This window comes from Streptomyces sp. NPDC059534 (assembly GCF_042743475.1).
GTDB lineage: Bacteria > Actinomycetota > Actinomycetes > Streptomycetales > Streptomycetaceae > Streptomyces.
In genome coordinates, this window is the sequence record NZ_JBHWAQ010000008.1 from 52,111 (window position 1) to 74,637 (window position 22,527).

Below are 22,527 nucleotides of genomic sequence, written 5' to 3' on the forward strand. Positions count from 1 at the left end.
GTGCGGCGCCCCGAACCGGAGCGCCGCACCGGGCGGCGGACTGCCCCGCCCTTCCCTTACCGGCGCCGTCTGGTGCGCTTGACCTTCAGCTCCTCGAAGCGGGGGACGTCGCCGTCGAGGATGCGCTGCCAGGCCCGGGCGAAGAGTTCGGCGGCGGGTTCGGTCGGCACGAGGGCGCCGAGGAGCGGGCGGTCGGCGGCCACGGGACCGTACAGCGGCAGCTTCCACTGCTCGACCGGCAGGACGGGCGCGGTCTGCTCGGCCCAGGCGCCGGGCAGGAAGAGGGAGCGTCCGGCCCGGGCGCGGACGGCCGACACGACGAGGTCGCCGGTGGCGAGTTCGGCGCGGGCGACCTTGAGGCGGGCGGGCTTCCAGCCGGTCCAGCGGGCGGTGTTGCGATCCGTGGGGTCGGGTAGCGCGAGGAGCATGAGGTACAGGGTGGCCGCGTCGGCGCTCAGGCCGTGGGCGCGGGAGACCTCGTCGACGAGCGCCGGCACCGAGCGGGACGGGTCCTGCGGCCACCAGGTGCCGTCCTGGTCGGTCTCGCCGGCCGCCGGCGCGCCCGGGTCGGCGAGGAGGCGGGCGAACGCCGGGTCGTGTGCGCGCCGGAGGGCCGTCTCGACGGCGGTGGGCCGCTGGTCGGGTCCGCGGAGCGCGGCGAGGTACGGGTCCGAGCCGGTGGAGTCGAGCAGGGCGGGCCGCAGGGCCGGCTGGGGCTGGTCGTCGTGGGTGGCCATCAGCACCGCGCCGTACCGTTCGTGGTCCGGTGCCTTCTCGGTCGGGGCGCCGGCCACCTTGCGGAATTCGACGATGTTGGTGAAGTGGCCTGCGGGGAGCAGGAGTTCGGGTGCGGCCAGGCGCTGTCGCACGGCGGTGAGCGCCGCGGGCAGCGTCGCCCGCAGGGGGTCGCCGGCGGGCAGCCGGTGGGCGAGCCAGGCCGTGAGGCTCATCGAGCCCGCGAGCACGGTGTCGGTGAACGGCGCCTCGGCCGGGGTGACGGGCGTGGGCCGGTCGCGCTCGATGTGCCAGGCGACGTCGACGCCGAGTTCCGGGGAGGACGTGGGGTCGAGGAGCGCGGGGAGGGCGCGGTGCACGGGCCAGCCGCTCCGCGCGGCGCGCGCGGCCTCCGCGGTCAGCCAGTCGGGCACCTGGGTGCGGCGGCCGACGCGTGCGTTCCACACCTGCGCCGCGGCCGCCACGTCGGGTCCCTCGTCCCAGAGCCGCGCCGGGTCGTGGGGCAGCAGGGCCGCGACCACGGCGCGTCGTACCTCGACGGGGAGGGCGCGCAGTTCGTCGCGGGCGTGCGCGGCCTCGGCCACCTTCAGGCCGAGGGTCTTGCGGAGGTCCGCCGGGAGGAAGTTGTTCTCCCAGCTGTCCACGTCGGGGATGCCCGCGAGGACGAGCCTGGCCAGCGCGGCGGAGGCGCCGGTGAGCCGGCTGAACTCCTCGGCGTGCTCGGGACGGAAGGGGACCTCCGTGCGGGCGGTCGCCTCCCGCAGGAAGGCGGTCAGCCAGTCGGTGGCGCGGGTGCGGTCGCCGACCGGGGCGTCGCCGCGTGCGGTGTAGGGGCCGGGGACGTCGAAGCGGCCGGTGGGGTCGTGGAACAGCGCGCCGAACTCCCGCCCGCCGTCGACGTCGTTGTGGTGTTCGGTGATCGCGAGCGCCGCTCCGCCGCCCAGCGGGAGGACGCAGCGGTGCGAGGAGCTGTGCCGCAGGCCGTCGGGGGTCTGGAGGTGGGGCGTGTCGAGGTGGACGAGGACGCGGCGCCAGTGGCCGGCCGAGCCCGCCGTCGAGGCCAGCCCGAGGGCGTCGACCTGGGCCAGGATGCCGAGCAGCGCGGTGCGGTGTTCGGCGCCGCTGCCGGGTGCGACGGCCCGGTAGGCGATCGCGGCGGGCTCGTCGAGGAGGGGGGTGAAGGGCAGCGTGGTGTACGGCAGGGCGGGCAGGTCGAAGTGCACGCGCCCCGGGTTCACGGTGGCGGTGGTGTCGGCGCGGGCGGCCGCCAGCAGGTCCAGGAAGCGGTGGGCCACGTCGGCTTCGACTCCCGACCGGTGGTACCCCGTGGCGGCGATCCCGTTCAGGGCCATGCTGATCAGCCGGTCGGTGGGGCCCAGGACCCGGACCTTCTCGGGCTCGGTCGAGGGGTCGAGCCGTGCGGCGACGGAGTCGAGGGACTTCTGCTGCCGGACGGCGAAGCGGAGGACCCGCACCACGCCCGCGATCAGCTCGGGTGCGGTGATCGCGGGCAGGGCGGTGCTCACGATGTCCGGGAGGTCCGCCGCGCGTTCCGCGAGGGCGGCCGCCTTCAGCAGGGTGCCGGACGACGCGGCGTCGGCGGCGCGCAGCGCGGCCGAGCCCTCGGCGTCCCGTGCGCGCAGGGCGTACAGGTGGGACAGCGGCGGCAGGGTGGCGCTCGCGGTGCCGTACAGCTCGCTCCGGTCGGCTTCGGCGGTCGTCGTGACGACGCCGTCCGGGTCGGTCAGGGACAGCTTCCGCCACTCGTGGGTGAGTGCCCTGGGCCGGTCGTCACCGGGGAACGTCACGGCCGCGAGGGGCATGGCGGAGCCCTCGGGCAGGGTGACGGCACGTCCGGTGGTGTCCTCGGCGTGCCAGCCGTTGCCGGGGAGCCGGACGACGCGCCAGCCGAGCAGGCCGTCCTCGGGGGTTCCCAGGACGGATCCGTCGACGGCGGGGGCGGGCCGGATCCACGAGGAACGCGCGGCCAGTTCGGCCCCCGTGCCGTGGGCGCGGAGGGCGTCGGCGAGGAAACCGGGCTGGGAGCGCCGGCCGTGGGCGCCGCCGGTGGGGTCGTACTCGGCCCAGCCGCTGTCGCGGTCCTGTTCGTCCGTCTGCCAGACCCAGTACGAGGTGCCGTCGGACAGCAGCGGGCGTTCGCGCGGCAGGGTGGTGTCGCCGTGGTGGAGGACTCCGCCGCCGGTGGTGCGGCCGCCGCCGGGCAGCGGCAGGCTGGGGTTGTCCGAGCGGAGGGACCAGTAGTCGGCTCCGCTGTCGAGGGTGAACACCCTGTCGGGGGCGGTGTGCCAGTAGCCCTGTGCCTCGCCGCGGCCGTAGGTGGTCCAGAAGACGAGCAGGGCGCCGTCCACGTAGTGGAAGCCGTGCCGGTAGGAGTGTCCGGCGGGGACGCGCAGGTCGTGGGTGAGCAGGGTGGTGTGGGCGTCGATGACGCGGACCTGGGTGGTGCTGGCCACGATCAGGTGGGGCCACGCCTCGACGACGGTGAGGCCCTCGACGCTGTCGCGCGTCGGGGCGAGTGCCGCGAGGGTCTCCTCCCACACCGGCCAGCGCAGCTCCTCCCACAGGCCGCCGCGGAGGGTACGCGCCAGGGTCTCGCCGAGGTCGGCCCCGGCCGCGGCCGCGACCTCCTCCGGCGCGAGCGCGAGGGCCTCGGCGGGCAGCCACGTCAGGCGGGCGAGCGCCTGGGGCAGTCCGGGCAGTCCGGCGGCCACCGAGTCTCGGGCGACGCCGCGCATCCACTCGGCGAGCATCGGGCGGCCGCCGGCCGAGCCGGCCAGCCGGCGCATCACGTCGGCGCCCGAGGACGCGCCGTTGTAGGCGTCGGCGGCGCGCCGGAAGGCGGGGCGGAAGCGCGGGTCGGCGGCGAGCGCGGCGAGGTCCCGGGGCTGTTCGCCGCGCGCCCAGTCCGTGAGGTTGAGGGCCTGGCCGTACCGGCCCGGCGCGTCCTGCGGAGGGTCGGCGACGGGGATGTCCAGGGCGAGCAGCAGGTCGAGGAGGTCGGCGTCCTCGACGCCGATCCGGAGGGATCCCTCGCCGTCGGGCCGGGCGGCCAGGTCGGCGCGCAGCGGCTCCGCGGCCCGGTTCACCAGGTCCAGGAGGGCGGGCGGCGTCGGGCGGGGACCCCAGCCGCGGTGCCGGGCGGTGTGGAAGCGTTCCAGCCAGGCCGCCACGCCGTCGGGGCAGCGCTCCGCCGGCGGAACGACCGCGCCGGTCAGTCCGGCGTCCGCGCCGGACTCCGCGAGGATGTCCAGCCACAGGACGCTCAGTTCGGCGTCGTCCCCGGGCGGTGTGATCGACAGCAGCGTGCCCCGTACGGCCGGGACGCGGCGGGCCAGCGCGACCAGGGCGGCGCGGTGTGCCTTCCACCAACCGGTCGCCGCCCGCAGGGTGGCCGGCAGCGGCAGCAGTTCGCCGAGGTACTCCTGCTCCGCCTCGGTGCCGGACAGGCCGGCGGCGCGGGCCAGCCGCCGCAGTTCGGCGGCCGCCTGCACGGACGGGGCGAGGCCGCCGGCGGTCCGGCGCACGCACAGGCGCCGGAAGCGGTCGTACGCCTCGCCGGGGGCGAGCCGGGCCGCGAGTTCCTTGCCGTAGCCGGCCAGGACCTTCACCGGCAGGGCGCCGGCCAGGGCGAACTCCAGGAAGACGGCGTCGAGCCGGTCCTCGTCGACGGTGAGGCCGTGCTGGGCCTCGCTGGTACGGGCCCGGCCGAAGAGCTGGCCGGCGTACGTGGGGTTCTCGACGCCGAGGAAGACCCGTGCGGCCTGCTCATAGAAGACGGGCAGGAAGTGCGGGACGGCCGAGGCGAGCCGCCCGGCCAGTTCGTGGCAGGCGTCCAGGGCGGCCTTGGGCTTGGTCTTCGCCTGCCGGGCGAGCCGGTCCAGCTCGGGGACGACGGCCAGCGCGTGGTGTCCGTCCTCCGGGTGGTGCACGAGGACCCATTCGGGGAAGCCGAGCTCCCGGCGCCGGCCCAGGCCCACCAGGGCCGGTTCGCCCTGGGGTTCGAGTCCGAGGAAGCCCGCGGCGAGATCCTCGGCGGGGCCGAGTTCGGCCGCGGTCAGCCGGACGACGACCCGGTCGTCCCCGAGCACCGGGTGGCGGTAGGTCCGCGCGGTCATCGGGACCGCGGAGGCGCCCGCGCCCTCGGTGCCCGCCGGGAGCACCGCTCCGGCCTTGAGCAGCTCCGCGTTGTCGGAAGCGGTCGTGCTGGTCATGCGTCCCCACCCTCTTCGATCGTGCGGCCGGCGTAGAGCGCCGCGGCCATGCGCATCCCCTCGGACCAGGCCACCGGTCCGACCTCGTGCAGCCGCACCGCGCGGCCGTCCTCGTCGTGCCAGGTCAGGCCGCCGGTCTCCGACTCCCCGTCCCAGTACGGTTCGCCGATCCACACGGAAGCCTCCGTGCCCCGGCCGCCGTCGCGGACCTTGCAGGTGGCGTAGCCGCCGGACACCCGGTAGCCGAGCGCCGTGGCCCGCGCGGCGAGGCCGAAGCGGGAGGCGAACTTCCCTCCCGCGTACCGGCGCACCTCCGTCGCCGTGTCCTTGTGTCCGGTGCCCGGCCCGTCCCAGGTGGCCCGGTGGATCTGCTCCACCCGCTGGGTGATGCCGAGTTCGGCCGCGAAGTCCCGTACGTCGTCCAGGTCGGGCAGGAGTACGGGGTGCGGGAGGGTGACGGTCCGAGGGGAGAGCCGTACGGTCTCGCCGTCGAGGTCGAGGATCCTCAGCTCGCCGTCCGCGGTGACGTCCCGAAGGAAGCCGACCTCGTCCGGTTCGTCGCCCACCACGGCCATGTCGCGCATGGCCGACTGCCATGCCTCGTCCGGCCACACGCGGGCGATCAGCCCGGTGGGCACCGGGAGCGACGACACCATCCAGGTGTCCACCTGGGCCACGCACGCGGCCACGTGCCGGTCGAGCCACTCGGCGAGCCGGCGCAGCCGGTCGACCTCCGGGTCGTCGCGCAGTCCCTTCGGCAGCGTCTTCAGCTGCCGTCCCCCGGCGCGCCGTGCCACCACACGCCCGTCCTCCAGGGTGATCTCGTACCCCTCACCCGCTGTCAGCCACGCCATCAGCCGTGCCCCTCCGCCTGTCCCGTCGGAAATCCGCACAGCTCGAACCACGGGGTCGAAGCCCCCGGAGCTGCGGTATGCGGGGAACACTAGACAGAGCCACTGACAACGGGTCCGCGCACGCCCGCCGGAGGAGGCGGGGTGCCGGACGACGCATGGCGCGGGGATGTACGAAGGGCAGGGCGGGGGCGGACGGAGGGTCACGCGCGTCGAGGGAAAGGGCGGGCGGCGGGTCACGCCGCCTCGCCGGAAGGGCCGGGCGGGCGACGGAACGTCAGGCGGACGGGACCGCGCGCTGGATGGCGGTGATGACGCGGTCGAGGGCGTCCTTGCTGTGCGGGTCGGTGAGGTTGGCCCAGAGCTTGAACATGAAGCGCTGCAGGACGGGCCGCTGGAGGCTCTTGGTGGCGACGAGCTTCATGACCCGGGGCTGGTTCAGGGCGTGGACGACGAGGCGCCCCACGGTGAAGTAGCGGCCGTAGGCGGCGCGGACGGCGTCGGGGTAGCGCAGCAGGGCCTCCTCGCGCGCGTGGGCCGTGGGCCGCCCGAGGGCGTGGGTGACGGTGTCGGCGGCCAGGCGGCCGGACTCCATCGCGTAGTCGATGCCTTCGCCGCTGAGCGGGTTGATCATCCCTCCGGCGTCGCCGGTCAGAAGGAGCCCCCGGGTGTACTGCGGCCGCCGGTTGAGGCCGGCGGGCAGGGGGGCTCCGCGCAGCGGGCCGGTGGCGTGGTCGTCGTCGAAGTGCCGGGCCGGGGACAGGCGGGCGGTCCACTCCCCGAAGAGCGCCCGGTGGTCGATCTCGGGGCGCCGGCCGATGTGGAAGGTACCGAGACCGACGTTGAAGGTTCCGTTGCCGACCGGGAACACCCATCCGTAGCCGAAGGGCATGTAGGTCCGGCCGCGGCTGTCGCGGGTCTCCAGGTCGAGCCATGCCTCCAGATGGTCCTGGTCGCGGTCCGGCGTCGTGTAGTAGCGGCGCACGGCCACGCCCATGGGCCGGTCCCGGCGCTGGTGCAGGCCCAGGGCGACGGCCAGGCGGCTCGACGCTCCGTCGGCTGCGACCACCAGCGACGCCCGGTAGGTGCGGGGAGCGCCGTCCCGCTGGGCCGTCACGCCCGTCACGTGGCCGGTGGCGGGGTCGATGACCGGGCCGGTCACCTTGGTCCCTTCCAGCAGGCGCGCACCGGCGGCCACGGCCTTGCCCGCGAGCAGCTGGTCGAGGTCCATCCTGCTGCGGACGAGCCCGAAGTCGGGGTAGGACGCCACGCGGGGCCAGGGCATCTCCACCGTGGTGCCGGAACCGTGGGCCCGCAGGCCCCGCGTCCTGACCCAGCCGTCGTCCTCGATGTCGACGCCCATCCCGACGAGTTCCTTCACGGCCCGCGGCGTGAGGCCGTCGCCGCAGATCTTGTCGCGCGGGAAGGTGGCCTTCTCGATCAGCAGGACGTCGTGGCCCGCACGCGCCAGGTGGTACGCGGCGGCGCAGCCGGCGGGTCCCGCGCCGACGATGATGACGTCCGCCGAGTCGCGGTGGGGTGACAGGTCCATGTGGTCTTCCTCTGCTGCGGGCGGCGTGAGGTGCGGGGAACGGCTCCCCATCTGTACCCAGGGCCGACGGCTTTGATCACCCGTCACGCCACTCTCCGTGCCGGGAGCCGCCGCGGCCCGCGCCGGCCCCCGACCCCGGTGGCGCCGCGCCGGGCACCGACGACCCGTGGCCGCGGAGCCGGATCCCCGCAGCCGCCTCCCACCCTGCCCCTCCGGACGGCCGGGGCAAGGACCGCGAGGCCGAAAGGCCCCACACCTCACCTGTTCGGGTCCCCCGGGCGGCGGCGTGCGCGCGGCGGTCCGCCGATGTGCGCGCCGCGGGCCACCCGGGGAGCCGAGGGCTCTCCCCGGCGCCCCGCCCCACCCCTCCCGGCCCAGCCCCGCTCCGTGCAGCCCCGCCCCGTACCAAAGAGGCATTCCCACGGGCGACTTCGGCATCAGAGCCCAGCGCCCCACCCGCGGCTACCGGCGGCGGATCGTTCGCGTGGGCCACCGGGTCGCGACCGCGAGGCCGTCAGGACGGAACGGCGCCGAGCTGGCGCAGCTGGGTGAGCACGTCGACGACGCCGCGGATCTCGGCGATACGCCCGTCGGCGAACCGGAGGATGAAGATCTCCTGGTAGGAGACGGGCCTCCCGGTGGGCGGCAGCCCCTGGTACTCGCCCTGGTGCGTTCCCGTCACGGTGTTCCTGGAGACGACCTTGTCGCCCTCGGCGATCGTCTCCTCGACGGCGACGTGCACGTCGGGGAACGCCCGCAGGAGCACCTCCCAGACCCGCTTGAGGGCCTCCGCTCCGGTCGCGCCGACGGCGACGGGAGGGTGGAAGTCGAGGTCGGGTGCGACGAACTCGTCGATGGCCTTCGCGATGACGTCCCGGTCGCCGCTGTTCACGGCGGCGTGGAAGCGGTGGAGGATCTCGGTGTGACGTGCTGTCGCGGCTGCCGTCATGGTGTCTCTCCTCTGGTCTGCGCCTTCGGCCGGATCTTCGGACCGAATCTTCGAGCCGAATCTCCGGGCCGGGTCTCCGGGCCAAATCCTTCGGGCCGGATCCTTCGGCCCTGCGTCGTCTCGTCCGCGCCTTCGGGGTGCCCGTGCACCGCCGTGTCCCGGCTACGGAGACGGCGGCTCTCCCCCTAGGACGGCACAGCCACCGGATCTGTGACACGGCCGGGGTCGATGCTGCCGCCGGGACCTACCGTTCCAGGCGCTCGACGGCACGGGCCGCCCGCGTGGCCGCCTCGCGCGCGGTCCGCAGGGCCCGTTCGGCGGCCGTCAGCGCCGCCCCGGCCTCGGCGTCGGCCTCGGCCGCTTCGCGGACGGTACGCCGAGCCGCCCGGAGCTCCTGCTCCAGGTGCCGCACCCGGTCGGCCGCCTCCTCCGCCCGCTCGGCGGAGGCGTGTCGCGCGTCCTGTGCCTCGTGGAGCTCCCTCTCACGCCGGCCCGCCTCCGCGGCGGCCTCCTCCGCCGCCTCCTCGGCCGCCGTACGGGCGCGTGCGCGCTCCCTCGCCCGACGTGACGCCTCCCGGTCGAACTCTCCCGCGACCGCACCCCCGGACTCCCGCGACCCCGCACGCCCGGGCGTCGGGGACACCTCACGCCCGGCCTTCGCCGCCTTCCCGCCCCCCGACTCCCCCGGCTTCCCCCGCTCCCCCGGCTCCCCTCGTTCCCCCGACTCCCCCGGTGGCCGGGGCCGTTCGGCCTCGCCCGTGCGGGCGGCCACCGCCTCCGGGGCGGCGGCGGGAAAGCCGACGGCGGCAGAGGGGGGTGTCACGAGGCGGCCTTTCGACCACCGCGCGGCGACGTCCGGGTCGGCGAGTACGCCGTGGAGGGTGCGCTCGATGTCGTGGGTCACCGTCTCACTGACCGGCTGTCCCGCCTCGCGGGCGAGGTCGGCGGCCAGGCGGGCGAGCGCGGTCACGAGCTGGTGCTGTCGACGGCTCGCCGTACGCAGCCGCTCGGCGTCGAGCGTACGGTGGGCTTCCCGGAGGCTCACTCCCAGCGTGAGCAACTCCTCTGCCTGCCCCGGCTGTCGACGGGCGAGCAGGTTCGCGGCCCATGCCGCGAGCGCCGGTCGGCGCAGGGCGGCGATCGCCTTGGCCGCGGCGGTGTCCTTCGCCGTCCGCGCCTGTGCCACGTACCGGTCCCGCGCCGGTACGAACTCGGCCGGCTTGAGCCCGTACAGCTCGTCGGTGACCTTCTCGACATCCACGCCGACCACTGTGGCCGCCCGCGGGCGGGCGACACGGCCCCGGCCGCCGGGCCTCCGCCGGATGACCGACGCGATCACCCGCCCGGGCGCCGGTCCGGGGCAGCGACGCGCCACCCACCGGCCACCCGCCCCGGCCACCCGCTCGCGGCCGAGGCCCGTGGGCGCCGCCGTCGCGGCGGCGGCCAGGCCCGCCCGGCTTCCCCTCAGCCGCTCGCCGTCGTCGGGCCCGTCCGGACGACCGCCTGGTCGCCGTGGGGGCCGAACAGGTGCAGGATCTCGACCGGCTCGGGGCCTGCGGGGCCGAACCAGTGCGGTTCGGCGGTGTCGAACTCGGCGGCCTCGCCCGGCCGGAGGGTGACGTCGCGGTCCCCGAGGATGAGGCGGAGCTCCCCGGCGAGCACGTAGAGCCACTCGTAGCCGGAGTGCGTGACCAGCTTCGGTTCGCGGTACGCGAGGACCTGCTTGAAGACCTGGACCCGGCCCGGGTACTGGGTGAGCGGGACGAGGACGCTGCCGCGCCCGCGGCTCCGGGGAGTGAGGTGGACCCGCGGGTCGCCGGTGGCCGGGGCCGCCACCAGCTGGTCCAGGGCGACCCGGTGGGCCCGGGCGAGCGGGATGAGGAGGTCGAGCGTGGGGCGCCGCAGGCCGGACTCCAGGCGCGAGAGGGTGCTCACGGAGATCCCGGTGTCCTGCGCGAGGGTTTCGAGGGTGAGGCCGCGGTCGCGCCGCAGGGCGCGCAGCCGTGGACCGATGCTGTCGAGGAGTTCCGCGAGTTCTGCGTCCATGGGGCCATTTTGCGGTCTTCGCAAAGTTCCTGGTCGCGGGTGCTTCCCGGGGCCGAGCCTGGCGGAGTCCGATCCCGTCGAAGGGGGAACTCCCGTGCTCACGACATCCCTGCCCGCTCCACCCGCCCCACTGAGCGCGCGCCGGCGCTGGACGGTGCTGGCGGTCTGCGCGCTCAGCATGTTCCTGGTGGGGGTGGACACGACCATCGTCAACGTGGGGCTGCCCGAGATCGGACGGGGCCTCGGCACCGGCACCCGCGGTCTGGAGTGGGTCGTCGACGCGTACACCGTGGTCATGGCCAGTCTGCTGATCGTCTCCGGCGCGCTCGCGGACCGCTTCGGGCGCCGCCGGGTCTTCCGGTGCGGGCTGCTCGTCTTCGGTGCGGCCTCCGTCGTGTGCGCGCTCGCCCCGTCCCTCGGCGTCCTCGTCGCCGCCCGTGCCGTGCAGGGGATCGGGGCGTCGATGCTGAGTCCGGTGGCGCTGGCGATCGTGGTGAACGCGATGCCCGACCCGCGGGAACGGGCCCGGGCGATCGGGGTGTGGGCCTCGGTCTTCGGGCTCAGCATGGCGGCGGGGCCGGTCACCGGCGGGGCGCTGATCGCCGCGTTCGGCTGGCGCTCGGTGTTCTGGGTCAACGCGCCGGTGGTGGTCGTGGCCCTGGTGCTGGTCGCCGTGTTCGTGCCGGAGTCGCGCGGGGAGCGCGCCCGCCGCCTCGATCTGCCCGGCCAGGCGCTCCTCACCGCGGTCCTGTGCCTCGCCGTGGGGCTGCTCATCGAGGGCCCCCGTATCGGCTGGACGTCGCCCGTGGCCCTCGTCGGTTACGCCGCGACCGCGGCGGCCGTGGCGGGGTTCGTGGTGGTCGAGCCGCGCCGGGCCGAGCCCCTGATGGACCTGGGCCTGTTCCGGCGGCCGCCGTTCGCCACGGCGGTGCTGGGTGCGGTGGCGGTGTTCGTCGCGCTGAACACGACCCTGCTGCTCAACACCCTCTACCTCCAGCACACCCGCGGCTGGACGCCGCTCGCGACCGGCGCGGCGACCCTGCCCATGGCGCTCGGCGCCACCGTGTGCGCGCCCTGGTCCGGGACCCTGGTCGGCCGGCTCGGGCCGCGGCGTCCGCTGGTCCTCGCGGGCGTCTTCGTCGCGGCCGGAGGTCTGTGCCTGGTGGGCCTGGACCGGGACACGGCCGTGCCGCTGGTCCTGCTCGCCCTCCTGCTGATCGGCATCGGCTTCGGCTTCGCCAACGCCCCCCTGACCAACACCGCGGTGAGCGGTCTCCCGTCCTCTCGGGCGGGGGTGGCGGGCGCGATCACCTCCACCGCGCGCCAGGTCGGTGCGGCGGTCGGTATCGCCGTCGCCGGCGGCCTTCTCGCGGGCACCGGCCCCGCCGGACTCCCCGCCGCCACCCGTCCGGGATGGCTGCTCGTCTCGGTGTGCGGGCTGTTCCTCCTCGTCGTGGCGCGCGCCGCGGGACCCCGGCCCGCCGGGAAGGCCGGCGGCTGACCCGCTCGAACCCCGGTCCGGACGCGGACCGCCGTCACGACGTGACGGACCGCCGCGCGTACGCCTCGATCTCGATCTTCATCCGGGGATCGGCGAGGCCGCACACAAGCATGGTGGCGGCCGGCACGCCCTCGCCGGTCTCGCCGACGGGCTCGCGGCGGCCCGCGAGGCGGGCAGCGGCCGGGCCGGGCGTCTGCGGATCGGCTTCGCGGCCTCGCTGGCGCTGACCGTACTGCCCGGTCTCCTGCGCACGTTCCGCGAACGGTTTCCCGCCGTGCGGCTGGACATCCACGAGATGACCACCACCCCGCAGCTGGCCGCCCTCCGCGAGGGGACCCTCGACATCGGCCTGCTGCGCGAGCCGCCCTCCGACGACGCGGAGTTGGGCTTCGAGACCGTGCTGACCGAGCCGTTCGTGGCGGTGCTGCCGTCGGCGCACCCGCTCGCCGCGCAACGGACCGTCCGGGTCGGGCAGTTGGCCGACCACCCGTTCGTCCTGCTGCCCCGCCCCGTCGGCCCCGGGCTGTACGACCGGATCACCGGCCTGTGCACCGCGGCGGGTTTCACTCCCCGCGTGGCCCAGCACGTTGTGGAATGGCAGACGGTCTGCGCCCTGGTGGAGACCGGTCTGGGCGTCTCGCTGGCGCCGGAGAGCATCCGCCGCGTCCGCCTCAAGGGCGTCGCGTTCCGCCGTATCGCCCCCTCCACCCCGCGCACGACGGTCGCCGTCGCGTGGCGCCGCAACGATCCGAATCCCTTGGCCGCACGGCTTCTTGAGGCGCTCGGCCAGGACGCGTCGGGCGGGCCTCGCCGGACGGGACCCGCCCGGTAGTACGGTCCGTCAGGCGGTCGGGGCCTGCCACGGCTGGAACCACGGGGCGGGCCACCGTTCGGCGGCGGCCAGCAGGGGGAAGAGGGTGGCGCCGTCGAGGGACTCGCGGATGATGTCGGCGTGGCCGCCGTGCCGGGCGGTCTCCTCGACGAGGTGGAGGAGGACCCAGCGGACCGACCACTCCTCGACGTCGGCGGGGAACCACGGCAGCCCCCGGGGGACGGGCACGCCCTGGCCGAGATCGGCGATGGAGGCGATCACCTCGTCCGTCTCGCGGGCCGCGGCCTCGTACTGGTCGAGGACGTCCGCGAGGGTCTCCTTGTCCGTGAGCCGGAACTCGGCGGAGTCGCTCTCGTCCGCCTCCCGCCGCGGGCCGCGCTGCCGCTGGAGGATCAGGTCGGTCCAGCCCGCCTCGCAGCGGGCGGCGTGCTTGATCAGACCGCCGATGCTCAGTTCACTGACCGTCGGCGTCAGCCGGGCCTGATCGTCCGTCAGGCCGTGGGCGGTGGCGCGCAGTGTCTGGCGCTGCTGGGCGAGGTAGGCGAGTAGGCCGTCGCGTTCGTCGGCGACCGGCGGTACGTGTGCGGGCATGGGCCGACCCTCTCGCCCGGCGAGGATGCCGGTCAACACTTTTCTGAAATTTCTTGCAGCTTCTTTCGCAAGGAGAGGGTGCGGGCAGGCACGTCACCGCCGAGCGGAGCGCCCTCGAGTCCTGGACGCGGCCCGCCCCCACCCCCTGAGCGGGGGTCAGACGTCGAGCTCGACGTCGGTGACCGGATAGGCGACACAGGAGTGGGTGTAGCCGAAGCGCTCGTCGGAGAGCCGGAGGCGGCCCTCCTGTGCCGTGTGGACCGCGCCCTTGACGACGCGCACGCGGCACAGACTGCACTCGCCGGAGCGGCAGGCGGCCTCGGGGCGGATGCCCTGGTCCTCCAGCGCGTCGAGGAGCGGGCGGTCGCGGCGGGTGCGGAAGGTACGCCCCCGGGCGGTGACGGTGACCTCTTCGTCGGGCGCGGCGTCGGCGGGCCAGTGCGGCTGGGCGGCGGGGTCGGCAGGGGCGCCGTTGGCCTCGAAGCGGACCCGGCGGGCCGGGTGGCCGAGCTCCGTGAGCTGCGCGAGCGCGTACGGGTAGAGGGCCTGGGGGCCGCACACGTACACCATCCTTCCGTCGAGCGGCCCGGCGAGGGTGTGGACGAGGCCCGCGGTGAGGAGTCCGGTCGGACCCGCCCACCCCGTCCCGGGTGCGGTGACGACGTGGTCGACGCGGATGTTCGGGTGTTCCGCGGCGAGTCCGTCCAGTTCGTCGCGGAAGAGGATGTCGTCGGCCGAACGGGAGCCGTACAGGAGATGGAAGCGGCGGTCGATCCCGTGGTCGACGATGTCGCGGATCATGCTCATGGCCGGGGCGACGCCCGAGCCCCCGGCGAGAAAGACGACGTCGTCGCCGTGGAAGAGCGGGTGGTGGTGGAAGGTGCCCAGCGGGCCGGTGGTCGTGACGGCGTCACCGGCCCGCACGGTGTCGGCCAGGTGGTTGCTGATCCGTCCGCCGGGCACCCGGCGGACGGTCAGATCCCAGTGGTCAGGGTGGGCGGGACTGGACGAGATCGCGTACGGGCGGCTCGTGCCGTCCGCGTACACCGCCACGTACTGGCCGGCGAGGAACGGCGGCAGATCGGCGCCGTCCGGACGGCGCAGCCGGAGCGTGACGGCGGTCGGAGTTTCGGGGACCACGGCGGAGACGGTGAGGGTCAGCCGCTCCGGGTGGTGGGCGTCGAGGACACGGCGGGTCGTGGCGACGTGGTCGGCGGGGTCGGCGGGACGCCGGTCGATCTCCGCCTGGACGTCGTCGTGCCCGTCGAAGAGCGGCGCGAGGTGGTGCTTCACAGGTGTCTCCCGGAGGTTCGGACGGGGTGGGCGCGCGGGCTGTCCTCCGGGCGCGTCAGCCGGTCCGGGCGTGCAGGAGGCGGCGGGCGACGCGGTGGCCGGCCTCCAGGGTCGGCTGGAATCCGCCGAACCCTGCCCAGGACCCGGCCAGATGGAGCCCGGGGACACCCGGGTCGCGGAGGCTGTCCCGGAAGAGCCAGTTCTCGGTGCGGTCCTGGTCGTATCCGTAGATCGCTCCGCCGGGGTGGCCTAGGTAGCGGGCCATGGTGAGCGGGGTGGCGACGTCGACCTCCTCGATCGCGTCCCGGATGCCGGGGGTGACCGCCTCGACCCGGTCGAGGAGGGTCTCGGCGTAGGCGAACTTCGCCTTCGCGTACGCCGCCGGCGGGAGCTTCTCCCAGACGTCGCCGTACTGGAGCGTCATGAGGCTCACATGCGTCGCGCCGGCGGGAGCGAAGCCGATGGGGGCGATGTCGTAGGAGGAGACGCAGATGCCGCGGGCGGGCTCCAGGGTGCGCCAGGAGGCGTACGTGCGCTCGTCGTCGAGATCGGCGGTGACGAAGGTGGTGCTGCTGGTGAAGCCGAGTTCGGCCGGGGTGGCGTCGAGTCCCATGTGCAGGACGAAGCCCGAGACGCCGACGCGGCGGGTGGCGAGGTCGGCGCGGACCCGCCCCGGGACGACGGAGTCGTCGAGCATGCCGTACGTGACGGGGAGCGAGGCGTTCGAGACGACGTCCCGCGCCGAGACCTCCTCGCCGTCGGCGAGGCGGACTCCGGCGGCCCGGCCGCGCTCGGTGACGATCCCGGTGACCGCCGTGTTGAAGCGGACCTCGCCGCCGGCGGCGAGGAAGGAGTCGAGGATCGCGGTGGACATGGCCTGTGAACCGCCCCTGACGTGCCAGGGCTTGAACTCCAGGTAGGCGAAGAGCGTGATCGCCAGGTCCTGGAAGGCGAGCCGGGACGGCGGCTGGCCGAGGTAGGTCCAGTAGGTCGCGAGAACGGACTTGAGGCCGGGGTCGTCGAAGTGCTCGTCGAGGACGTCCCGCAGAGGACGGAGGCCCTGCCGGAAGAGGACCGGGTCGATCTCGTCGGCGGGCATCCCGCGCATGGCGGCGATCTGCCAGAAGGCGACGTCCCGCAGGAGCCGGAAGAAGCCCTCGACGCGGTCCCGATTGCCGGGGAACGCCTCCTCCAGGGCGTCGGCGGCCCCGGCCCAGTCGGCCGGAAGGGTCACGTCGTGCCGGCCGGGGACGACGGCCCGGTAGAGGTCCTCCTCCTGGACGAAGTCGATCGAGTCGGAGACACCCAGCTTGTCGAACAGCCCCCGCAGGGTGAAGCCCTGGCCTTCGAGTCCGACTCCGGACAGCTGGTGCAGCGCCACCTCGAACTCGTACCGGCCGCGCCGGAAGGACGTGGCGCAGCCGCCCGGCACGTTGTGCCGCTCGACCAGGAGGGTGCGGAGGCCGGCGCGCTGGAGGGTGGTGGCGGCGGTGAGTCCGGCGTTGCCGGCGCCGATCACGACGACGTCGACGTCGGTCATGCCCCGGCCGCCCCGCGGGCCTCGCTGCCCCCAGAAGACTCGCTGCCCTCAAGGGACTCGCCGTTCCCGTGGGACTCACTCGCCTCGCGGGCGATCCGCTCGAACTGGGCCCCCATGGCCTCGGCGAGCGCCTGGGCGGCGGAGAGCGGCCGGACCATGACGGTGAAGTCGTCGATCCTGCCCTCCTCGTCGAAGTGGAGGAAGTCGCAGCCCTGGATCCGCTTGCCGCCGACGGTGGCCGTGAAGACGAGGGCGTGGTCGCGGCCGTCGGGCTGCGCGATCTCCCGCACGTAGGTGAAGTCCTCGAAGACGCGCATCACGCCGCGCAGGATCGCCGCCGTGATCGCCTTGCCGGGGTACGGCTTGAACGCGACGGGGCTGGTGAAGACGACATCGTCGGCGAGAAGAGCCTCGATCGCGGCCTCGTCGCGGTTCTCCACGGCCTTGCGGAAGGGATGCACGGTGACCACCTCTAGTAAACTAATTGAATAGGTGCACCGGAGAGTAAGGGGCGCGCCACGGCTTGTCCAGACCCGTCATCCGCCGGGTCTGCGACGCCGCCGACCCACTCGCCCCCGCACCCGATCGACCCCGCGCGTCCATGCGTCCCACCGAAGAGAGGCCCTGCCCATGACCGTCACACCCGTCCGCTTCTCGCGGTTCGTGGCCCTCGGCGACAGCCAGACCGAAGGCGTCGGAGACGGCGACGACGTCACCGGACTGCGCGGCTGGGCCGACCGGCTCGCCGAACGCCTCGCCCGGCACAACCCCGGTCTGCGCTACGCCAACCTCGCCGTCCGCGGCCGCGTCGCCGGCGAGGTCCACGCCGGCCAGCTCGCGCCGGCGCTCGCACTGCGGCCCGACCTGGCGACCGTGGTCGCCGGGGTCAACGACCTGCTGCGGCCCCGGTTCGACGCCGACGAGGTCGCCGGCCACCTGGAGGCGATGTTCGCCGCCCTCACCGCCGGCGGAGCGCGCGTCGCCACCCTCACCTTCCCGGACGTCACCCGCGTCATCCCCCTGGCCCGTCCCGTCCGCTCCCGCATCACCGCCCTCAACGACCGCGTCCGCGCGGCCGCGGACCGGCACGGCGTCGTGGTCGCGGAGACCGGTCTCCACGCGGTCGGGAGCGACCCCCGGCTGTGGAGCACGGACCGCCTCCACGCCAGCCCCGTCGGCCACGACCGCATCGCCGCCGCCGTCGCCCACGCCCTCGGCCTCCCCGACACCGACGACTCCTGGACACGCCCCTTCGCCACCCCACCCGGGCCCGGCACCGGCGACCTGCGCTGGGCCGCCGAGTTCCTCGGTCCCTGGCTCGGCCGCCGACTCCGGGGCCGTTCCTCCGGCGACGACCGCACCGCCAAGCGCCCTGACCTCGCCCCGCTGGAAGCCGAGCCGGCCCAGGGGTGTGAGGCGTCCGCACGGTGTGGCACGTCCACGTGACGTGCCACGCAGACGGCCTCGCCCGGCGCACGGAGCGGCTTCGACCGAATGGCTCAGGCGCGGCGCGCCTCGGCCGGGCAGGCGGTCGCCGGTGGAGGATCGGCGGGGCGGCGGCCCCGGTACGGGGCTGCCGAGCAGAGCCGTCATCGCGTGAAGGGGTCCGGCCATGGAAGCGTTCGACCGGCTCGACGAGAGCCTCCGCACCACGACGGTGACGACGTGAGCACCGCGCGGGGCGAGGGCCGCTATGGGGAGGCCGCCTTCCGGCCGGAACAGGCGGGCGAGGGGGAACGGATCGACTTCGGCGCCCTGGCCTACGACGACATCACGATGGCGCGGCTGCGGGCGCTCGGGGTCGGGCCGGGGTGGCGCTGCCTCGACGTGGGCGCCGGTACGGGCACGGTCTCCCGGCGGCTCCTGGAGGAGGCCGGGGTGGAGAGCGTGCTCGCCGTGGACCGCGACGTCCGCTTCCTCGGCGCGCGGTCCCGGCCCGGGCTGGACCTGCTGGAGGCCGACATCACCGCGCCGGACTTCTCCCCCGGCCGGTTCCGGCTCGTCCACGCGCGGTTCGTGCTGATGCACCTGCCCGAGCACGAGCGGCTGATCAGGCGGCTCGCCGAACTCGTCGTGCCCGGCGGAGTGCTGGTGCTCAGCGACGCGGTCGACCTGACGAGCGACCGGACGCCCGACTCCCCGTACACGGCCGCGATGCGGGCCATGTGGCAGGGGCTGCGGGCCACCATCGGCACCGATGTCTCCTGGGTCCCGTCGTATCCGAGCCTGCTGCGCGGGGCCGGTCTGCTGCCCGTCGCCGCCGAGATCCACGTGCCACCGCTGCTGCCGGGCAGTCCTCTCAGCCGGTTCTGGGCGGACACCTGGGAACGGAGCAGGGCGGCGATGGTCGCCACCGGTCTGGTCGACGACGGCGCCGTCGACACGGCGGTCCGGTACCTAGCTTCCGACGAGTGCGCCGCGCTGTCGGCCGGCATGCTCACCGCCTGGGGCCGACAGCCCGGGGACACCCCCCGCTGACACTTCCCGGGCCCGGAATCCTCATCGTTCGGACAGGTCCTGGCCGCGCGCGAGCGTGTCGAACCAGCGCACGATCTCGGGCCCCGCCAGCTTGAAGGACCCGTTGTGGTCGGCCTTCCCGTGGTCGACGACGGGGGCCGTGACACCGTTGCGGGCCAGATCGGCCGCGCAGCTGACGGAGTTGGCGATCGCCACGTCCGTGTCGCCGGCCGCGCTGTGCAGCCGTACGGGCACGTCGGGCTTCCAGTCGCAGGTCCCGTCCTGCGCCGCGAGCGCGGCCAGGAGGCCGCCGTCCGGGCGCCGCAGCCGCTCGTAGAAGCCGTCGGTCAGCAGCTCCTTCACCGAGCCGGGCAGCTTCGTGACGATGTCCTCCTCGGTGTGCCGGGTGTCGAAGAGTTCCTCCACGTACCCCGCGTACGGCTGCCGGAAGGCGTCGGCCGGGTCGTCGTAGACGGGGTGCAGCCGGTTCTGTGCGGTGAGGAAGTACGACATGTAGAAGACGCCGCTGATGTCGTTGACACGGCCGTCGAGCAGAGCGGGGATCTCGGCGCCCTGCAGGTCGTACGGTCCGGCGACCGGCGCGAGCGCCCGCAGCCGGAAGTGCCGGTCCGCGCCGCGCGCCAGCTCGCGGCCCAGCGCCATGGCGACCTGGCCGCCCTGTGAGAACCCGGTGCCGTACACGTCTCCGGTGAGCGGCCTGCCGAGCGCACGCGCGGCGGCGCGGGAGGCCCTCAGCATGTCGAGCGAGGCGGAGACGGAGGAGGCGGTGTCCATGTAGGGGTGGAGGCCGGGGCCCTTGCCGAGCCCGAGGTAGTCCGGAGCGGCGACGGCGCGGCCCGCGGCGGCGTGCAGATAGGGCGCGTACAGGCCGAAGTCCTCGGCGACGGACGGCGCGTAGTCGCGGTGGACCATCGTGCCGTGCGTGTCGGCCACCAGGTCGAGCCGGCGCTCGCCGCCCTTGGGAAGCACCAACAGGCCGGTGGCGGTGGTCGGTTCACCCCGAGGCGTCAGGGTCCGGTAGGTGAGCCGGTAGCCGCGCACACCGTGGCGCACGGTCGCCGGGTCGATGTCGGCGCCCTTGAGGAACGCGGCGACCTCGGCCCGGCTCAGGTCGGCGACGGGAGTGACGCCGAGAAGGGCCCCGCGCCCCGTGCTCTGCTGGGCCGGGCGGGGTTCGGCCACCGCGACCGCCGGGGCGGCGGCCAGGGCGGTGAGGACGACGGCCGTCGCGGCGGCCAGGGACCGGCGTGCTCGCCTGCGCTGCACGGCCTGTCGGAAGCGGGTGCGGGTCGTGGTGTGGGTCATGGCGACGACGCTACGGAGCTGTTGATCACAGGGACATCCGACGGCCCCCCGGCCGGGGGTGCGGCCAGCCCTACCCCGGAACCAGGGAATCCCCCCGGGTGGAGGCGGGTTGGGCCGGCGTCCGGTTGTGCAGTCCGCGGCCCGTGAGCCGAACGCCGTTCGGGCGCGATGGGGGTTCGCCCCGGGCGGCCGGGGCCGGTCGCTCGATCGGGTGGTTACGGCAGATGACGGCCAGTGAGGACCCGTGTACAGGAGAACGTTTCCTCGTCGGGCAGGCGGGTGTGCGGAGAGGGTGTGGTGCGGAATGGATGTGGTGCGGGAGTCGGCCCGGGCCGGGCGGATCGTGTTCTGGGAGGAGTCCGCCCGGGACGGTGCGCAGGCCAAGACCCTCATGGGGGCGGGGTTCCGGGTGCGGCTGGCCCGCGAGACGGGCCGGATCTTCGGTGCCGATGGCCCCCGGCACGTGGTGTTCGCCGCCGGCTTCCCTGCGGTGTGCGCCGAGGAGTTCGAGGCCGTTCGCCAGGTGGCGGCGGAGGCCGAAGGTGCTGTGAGTGTGGCCGCGGTGTGCCGTGGCGTGGACCGCGACGTGGAGCAGGCCGTCGCCTCGGTGCGCGGCAGCCGGCACGCGCGGGTGATGGTGGTGGTGCCCGCCTCGGACGCGATGGCGCGGGTGATGGTCCACCGCACCGCCCCCGAGGCCCTCGAAGCTGCTGTCGACCTGGTCAAACGGGCCCGCGACCGGGACGACTCCGTCGCGGTGGACATCTGCCTGGCGGACGCCTCCCGCGCCGACACGTCTCTGATGGCCCATCACTCCCAAGCCGTCACCGACGCCGGTGCCGGGCTGGTCGTCCTGGCGGACACCGTCGGATCCCAGCTCCCCCACGCCTGCCACGACATGTTCACCCGCGTCCGGGCGGCATGCGGTCCCGAGGTGGTGCTCGCCTCCCACCTCCACAACGACCTCGGGCTCGGCCTGGCCAACACCCTGCAGGCGCTGGCGGCCGGGGTCCGGGTGGTCTCCAGCTCCTGGCTCGGCATCGCCGAGCGGGCCGGCATGGTCGCCACCGAGCAACTGCTCTTCCTCCTCGCCCGCCACAGCGAGGAACTGCTCGAAGCCGACTCGGCACCGTGGTGGACGCCCCCTGACCTCACCCGGCTGCCCGCCATCGCACGCATGGTGACGGCGGAGACGGGCGCGCCCCTGGGCGTCACGACCCCGATCGTCGGTACGGGCGTCGGCACCATCTCCACCGGCACGCCCTTCGTCCACCCCGAACTGTTCCAGCCCTACGACCCGCACAAGGTGCTGGGGATCGAACCGCACGTGGTCCTCACCCAGCTCGCCAGCACGCGCGTCGTCACCGCCGTCGCCGCCCGCCTCGACCACACCCTCGACCCGGACCAGACCCGCGCCGCCATGGACTGGGCCAAGACCCGCGCCTACCGGACCGGCCAGTCCGTCACCGACGACACCGCATTCGCCGCCTACCTCGACGGCCTCACCCGGACCATCGCGGGGAGCACCCCGTGAACACCGCCGAAGGAACACCGACCCGCACACCGGCGACCCTGGCCCAGGCCCGCCACGCCCTCAGTCACGGCACAGCGGTGGTGCTCCCCAATCCCGCGCCCCTCACCCACATCGTCACCGCGACCACGGCAACCGCCGTCAACCAGGCCAAACACCGGCCCGCCGACCAGCCCGTCGCCCTGTGGGCCCACCACCACGACACCCTCGACACCCTCACCGACCTGTGGGACCTCGCCCCCCGCCACCGCACGACGGCACTCCACCTGCTGGCCGAAGAACACCTCACCGTCCTCCTGCCGGTGCGCGTCCCCGGCACGCTCCCCTCCTGGCTGGCTCCGGCGGTGAAGGACGGATGGATGCTGCTCTTCGGCGCCCGCTGGCAACCGCTGCACCCCCTGCTGGACGACCACCCGGTGCTGTACGTCAGCAGCGCCAACCGCACCGGCCGCCCACCCGTCGCCGACACCGGCGAGGCCCTCGCGATGTTCCCGCCCACGGTCCCCGTCCTGCACCTGACGGACGCCGAACCCCCGCGCCCACACACCGGCACGCAGGTGCGACGGGCGACCACCACCGTCCGCGTGACGTCCGACGGACAACTGCATCTCCATCGCCACGGCGCCCAGGACCACGCCCACGGCCAGGCCGACGACTACCTGCGCCACCTGAACACGTGTTACACCGACTGATTTCCACGCTCGGTAGTCACTGCGTCACCGGCAGCAGCAGAACGGCGCATCGGCACCCCGTCAGGTCTCCTCCTCCGTGGCGAGCAGGCGCGTGACGGGCGCTCCGATCAGGGCCGGGGCATGCGCGGGACTCACCCACACGTGCGTGCGGAGGAAGTCCAGGAAGCCGTCGGCCCGCTCGGCGGTGGCGAAGGACAGGTCGACGACGACGTAGGCGGGGTCGTCGATGGGGCGGCTCACCCGGTGCCGGAGCACTCCGGCGTCTCGGCGAGCGTAGGCGAAGCGGTCGAACGCCTGCTTCCACACGGTGTAGTCGGTGATCGGGTGCTCGATGTGCAGGGTGATCACGGCTCCTCCCTCCAGAGGCGCGTGGGATTCGAGGGAACGGTTCCAGCGTGG

Annotated in this window: 16 protein-coding genes and 3 pseudogenes; 6 read left to right on the forward strand and 13 right to left on the reverse strand. The window is 74.6% G+C overall.

The genetic code is table 11. The features are described from left to right. Positions 1–56: 56 nt before the first annotated feature. The 6 genes from ACFVZH_RS12405 to ACFVZH_RS12430 all read right to left on the reverse strand — a co-directional run bounded on the left by ACFVZH_RS12405 (position 57) and on the right by ACFVZH_RS12430 (position 10,365). Complete coding sequence (locus tag ACFVZH_RS12405; protein WP_384896020.1) at positions 57–4,967, reverse strand: DNA-binding protein; 4,911 nt, start codon at positions 4,965–4,967, stop codon at positions 57–59. Continuing rightward, on the reverse strand, positions 4,964–5,821 hold the full coding sequence (locus tag ACFVZH_RS12410; RefSeq protein ID WP_384896022.1) for a DUF4132 domain-containing protein: 858 nt from the start codon (positions 5,819–5,821) through the stop codon (positions 4,964–4,966). Before ACFVZH_RS12410 ends, ACFVZH_RS12405 begins: the two co-directional genes overlap by 4 nt. Before the next feature lie 274 nt (positions 5,822–6,095). Beyond that, positions 6,096–7,370 carry a geranylgeranyl reductase family protein gene (locus tag ACFVZH_RS12415; protein WP_384896024.1) on the reverse strand — a complete coding sequence of 425 codons (1,275 nt, stop codon included), beginning with the start codon at positions 7,368–7,370 and terminating at the stop codon, positions 6,096–6,098. A gap of 514 nt (positions 7,371–7,884) precedes the next feature. After that, positions 7,885–8,319: an ester cyclase gene (locus ACFVZH_RS12420; RefSeq protein ID WP_384896026.1), complete on the reverse strand. Its 435-nt coding sequence runs from the start codon at positions 8,317–8,319 to the stop codon at positions 7,885–7,887. 244 nt (positions 8,320–8,563) lie between these two features. Continuing rightward, on the reverse strand, positions 8,564–9,580 hold the full coding sequence (locus tag ACFVZH_RS12425; RefSeq protein ID WP_384896028.1) for a collagen-like protein: 1,017 nt from the start codon (positions 9,578–9,580) through the stop codon (positions 8,564–8,566). Between the two features lie 203 nt (positions 9,581–9,783). Next, positions 9,784–10,365: a helix-turn-helix domain-containing protein gene (locus ACFVZH_RS12430; protein WP_384896030.1), complete on the reverse strand. Its 582-nt coding sequence runs from the start codon at positions 10,363–10,365 to the stop codon at positions 9,784–9,786. A gap of 94 nt (positions 10,366–10,459) precedes the next feature. Here ACFVZH_RS12430 and ACFVZH_RS12435 point away from each other — a divergent pair, with 94 nt between their 5' ends. Further along, a complete protein-coding gene (locus ACFVZH_RS12435) occupies positions 10,460–11,866 on the forward strand; it encodes an MFS transporter (RefSeq protein WP_384896032.1) in 1,407 nt (468 codons plus the stop codon). A gap of 34 nt (positions 11,867–11,900) precedes the next feature. On the opposite strand, the pseudogene ACFVZH_RS12440 reads toward ACFVZH_RS12435, so the two are convergent. Further along, a pseudogene (locus ACFVZH_RS12440) lies at positions 11,901–12,002 on the reverse strand (RidA family protein); the annotation flags it as partial. On the opposite strand from ACFVZH_RS12440, the pseudogene ACFVZH_RS12445 reads away from it, so the two are divergent. After that, a pseudogene (locus ACFVZH_RS12445) lies at positions 11,988–12,698 on the forward strand (LysR family substrate-binding domain-containing protein); the annotation flags it as partial. The pseudogenes ACFVZH_RS12440 and ACFVZH_RS12445 overlap by 15 nt on opposite strands. A 9-nt stretch (positions 12,699–12,707) precedes the next feature. Here ACFVZH_RS12445 and ACFVZH_RS12450 read toward each other — a convergent pair. From ACFVZH_RS12450 to ACFVZH_RS12465, 4 genes and pseudogenes are all read right to left on the reverse strand, one after another. Further along, entirely contained in the window at positions 12,708–13,289 is a 582-nt protein-coding gene (locus ACFVZH_RS12450) for a DinB family protein (RefSeq protein ID WP_384896034.1), read from the reverse strand. A gap of 156 nt (positions 13,290–13,445) precedes the next feature. Further along, positions 13,446–14,582 (reverse strand): 2Fe-2S iron-sulfur cluster-binding protein, encoded by a 1,137-nt coding sequence (locus tag ACFVZH_RS12455; RefSeq protein WP_384896036.1) that lies wholly within the window; start codon positions 14,580–14,582, stop codon positions 13,446–13,448. 55 nt (positions 14,583–14,637) lie between these two features. Beyond that, the gene (locus tag ACFVZH_RS12460; RefSeq protein ID WP_384896038.1) at positions 14,638–16,122 is read right to left on the reverse strand and encodes a phytoene desaturase family protein; all 1,485 of its coding nucleotides are present in this window, start codon (positions 16,120–16,122) and stop codon (positions 14,638–14,640) included. Positions 16,123–16,196: 74 nt separating this feature from the next. Beyond that, a pseudogene (locus tag ACFVZH_RS12465) lies at positions 16,197–16,583 on the reverse strand (nuclear transport factor 2 family protein); the annotation flags it as partial. A 169-nt stretch (positions 16,584–16,752) separates the two neighbouring features. Between ACFVZH_RS12465 and ACFVZH_RS12470 the strand changes: the two are divergent. Together ACFVZH_RS12470 and ACFVZH_RS12475 are read left to right on the forward strand one after the other, a co-directional pair. Continuing rightward, positions 16,753–17,568, forward strand: a complete 816-nt coding sequence (locus ACFVZH_RS12470) for an SGNH/GDSL hydrolase family protein (RefSeq protein WP_384896040.1) — start codon at positions 16,753–16,755, stop codon at positions 17,566–17,568. Between the two features lie 219 nt (positions 17,569–17,787). Beyond that, complete coding sequence (locus ACFVZH_RS12475) at positions 17,788–18,600, forward strand: class I SAM-dependent methyltransferase (protein WP_384896042.1); 813 nt, start codon at positions 17,788–17,790, stop codon at positions 18,598–18,600. Between the two features lie 21 nt (positions 18,601–18,621). On the opposite strand, the gene ACFVZH_RS12480 is transcribed toward ACFVZH_RS12475, so the two are convergent. Further along, positions 18,622–19,905, reverse strand: coding sequence for an alpha/beta hydrolase (locus ACFVZH_RS12480; RefSeq protein WP_384896043.1), 1,284 nt, complete (start codon positions 19,903–19,905; stop codon positions 18,622–18,624). Between the two features lie 304 nt (positions 19,906–20,209). On the opposite strand from ACFVZH_RS12480, the gene ACFVZH_RS12485 reads away from it, so the two are divergent. Next, a complete protein-coding gene (locus ACFVZH_RS12485; RefSeq protein WP_384896045.1) occupies positions 20,210–21,439 on the forward strand; it encodes a 2-isopropylmalate synthase in 1,230 nt (409 codons plus the stop codon). After that, positions 21,436–22,128 carry a Sua5/YciO/YrdC/YwlC family protein gene (locus ACFVZH_RS12490; protein WP_384896047.1) on the forward strand — a complete coding sequence of 231 codons (693 nt, stop codon included), beginning with the start codon at positions 21,436–21,438 and terminating at the stop codon, positions 22,126–22,128. The genes ACFVZH_RS12485 and ACFVZH_RS12490 overlap by 4 nt, the downstream gene beginning before the upstream one ends. A gap of 60 nt (positions 22,129–22,188) precedes the next feature. Here ACFVZH_RS12490 and ACFVZH_RS12495 read toward each other — a convergent pair whose 3' ends face one another. Then, entirely contained in the window at positions 22,189–22,476 is a 288-nt protein-coding gene (locus tag ACFVZH_RS12495; protein WP_384896049.1) for a hypothetical protein, read from the reverse strand. Positions 22,477–22,527: the final 51 nt, after the last annotated feature.

Bases quoted from the DNA above. Each gene is read 5' to 3' on its own strand.
- ACFVZH_RS12405 (WP_384896020.1), bottom strand. From the start codon at position 4,967: ATGACCAGCACGACCGCTTCCGACAACGCGGAGCTGCTCAAGGCCGGA.
- ACFVZH_RS12410 (WP_384896022.1), bottom strand. From the start codon at position 5,821: ATGGCGTGGCTGACAGCGGGTGAGGGGTACGAGATCACCCTGGAGGAC.
- ACFVZH_RS12415 (WP_384896024.1), bottom strand. From the start codon at position 7,370: ATGGACCTGTCACCCCACCGCGACTCGGCGGACGTCATCATCGTCGGC.
- ACFVZH_RS12420 (WP_384896026.1), bottom strand. From the start codon at position 8,319: ATGACGGCAGCCGCGACAGCACGTCACACCGAGATCCTCCACCGCTTC.
- ACFVZH_RS12430 (WP_384896030.1), bottom strand. From the start codon at position 10,365: ATGGACGCAGAACTCGCGGAACTCCTCGACAGCATCGGTCCACGGCTG.
- ACFVZH_RS12450 (WP_384896034.1), bottom strand. From the start codon at position 13,289: ATGCCCGCACACGTACCGCCGGTCGCCGACGAACGCGACGGCCTACTC.
- ACFVZH_RS12460 (WP_384896038.1), bottom strand. From the start codon at position 16,122: ATGACCGACGTCGACGTCGTCGTGATCGGCGCCGGCAACGCCGGACTC.
- ACFVZH_RS12470 (WP_384896040.1), top strand. From the start codon at position 16,753: ATGACCGTCACACCCGTCCGCTTCTCGCGGTTCGTGGCCCTCGGCGAC.
- ACFVZH_RS12480 (WP_384896043.1), bottom strand. From the start codon at position 19,905: ATGACCCACACCACGACCCGCACCCGCTTCCGACAGGCCGTGCAGCGC.
- ACFVZH_RS12485 (WP_384896045.1), top strand. From the start codon at position 20,210: ATGGATGTGGTGCGGGAGTCGGCCCGGGCCGGGCGGATCGTGTTCTGG.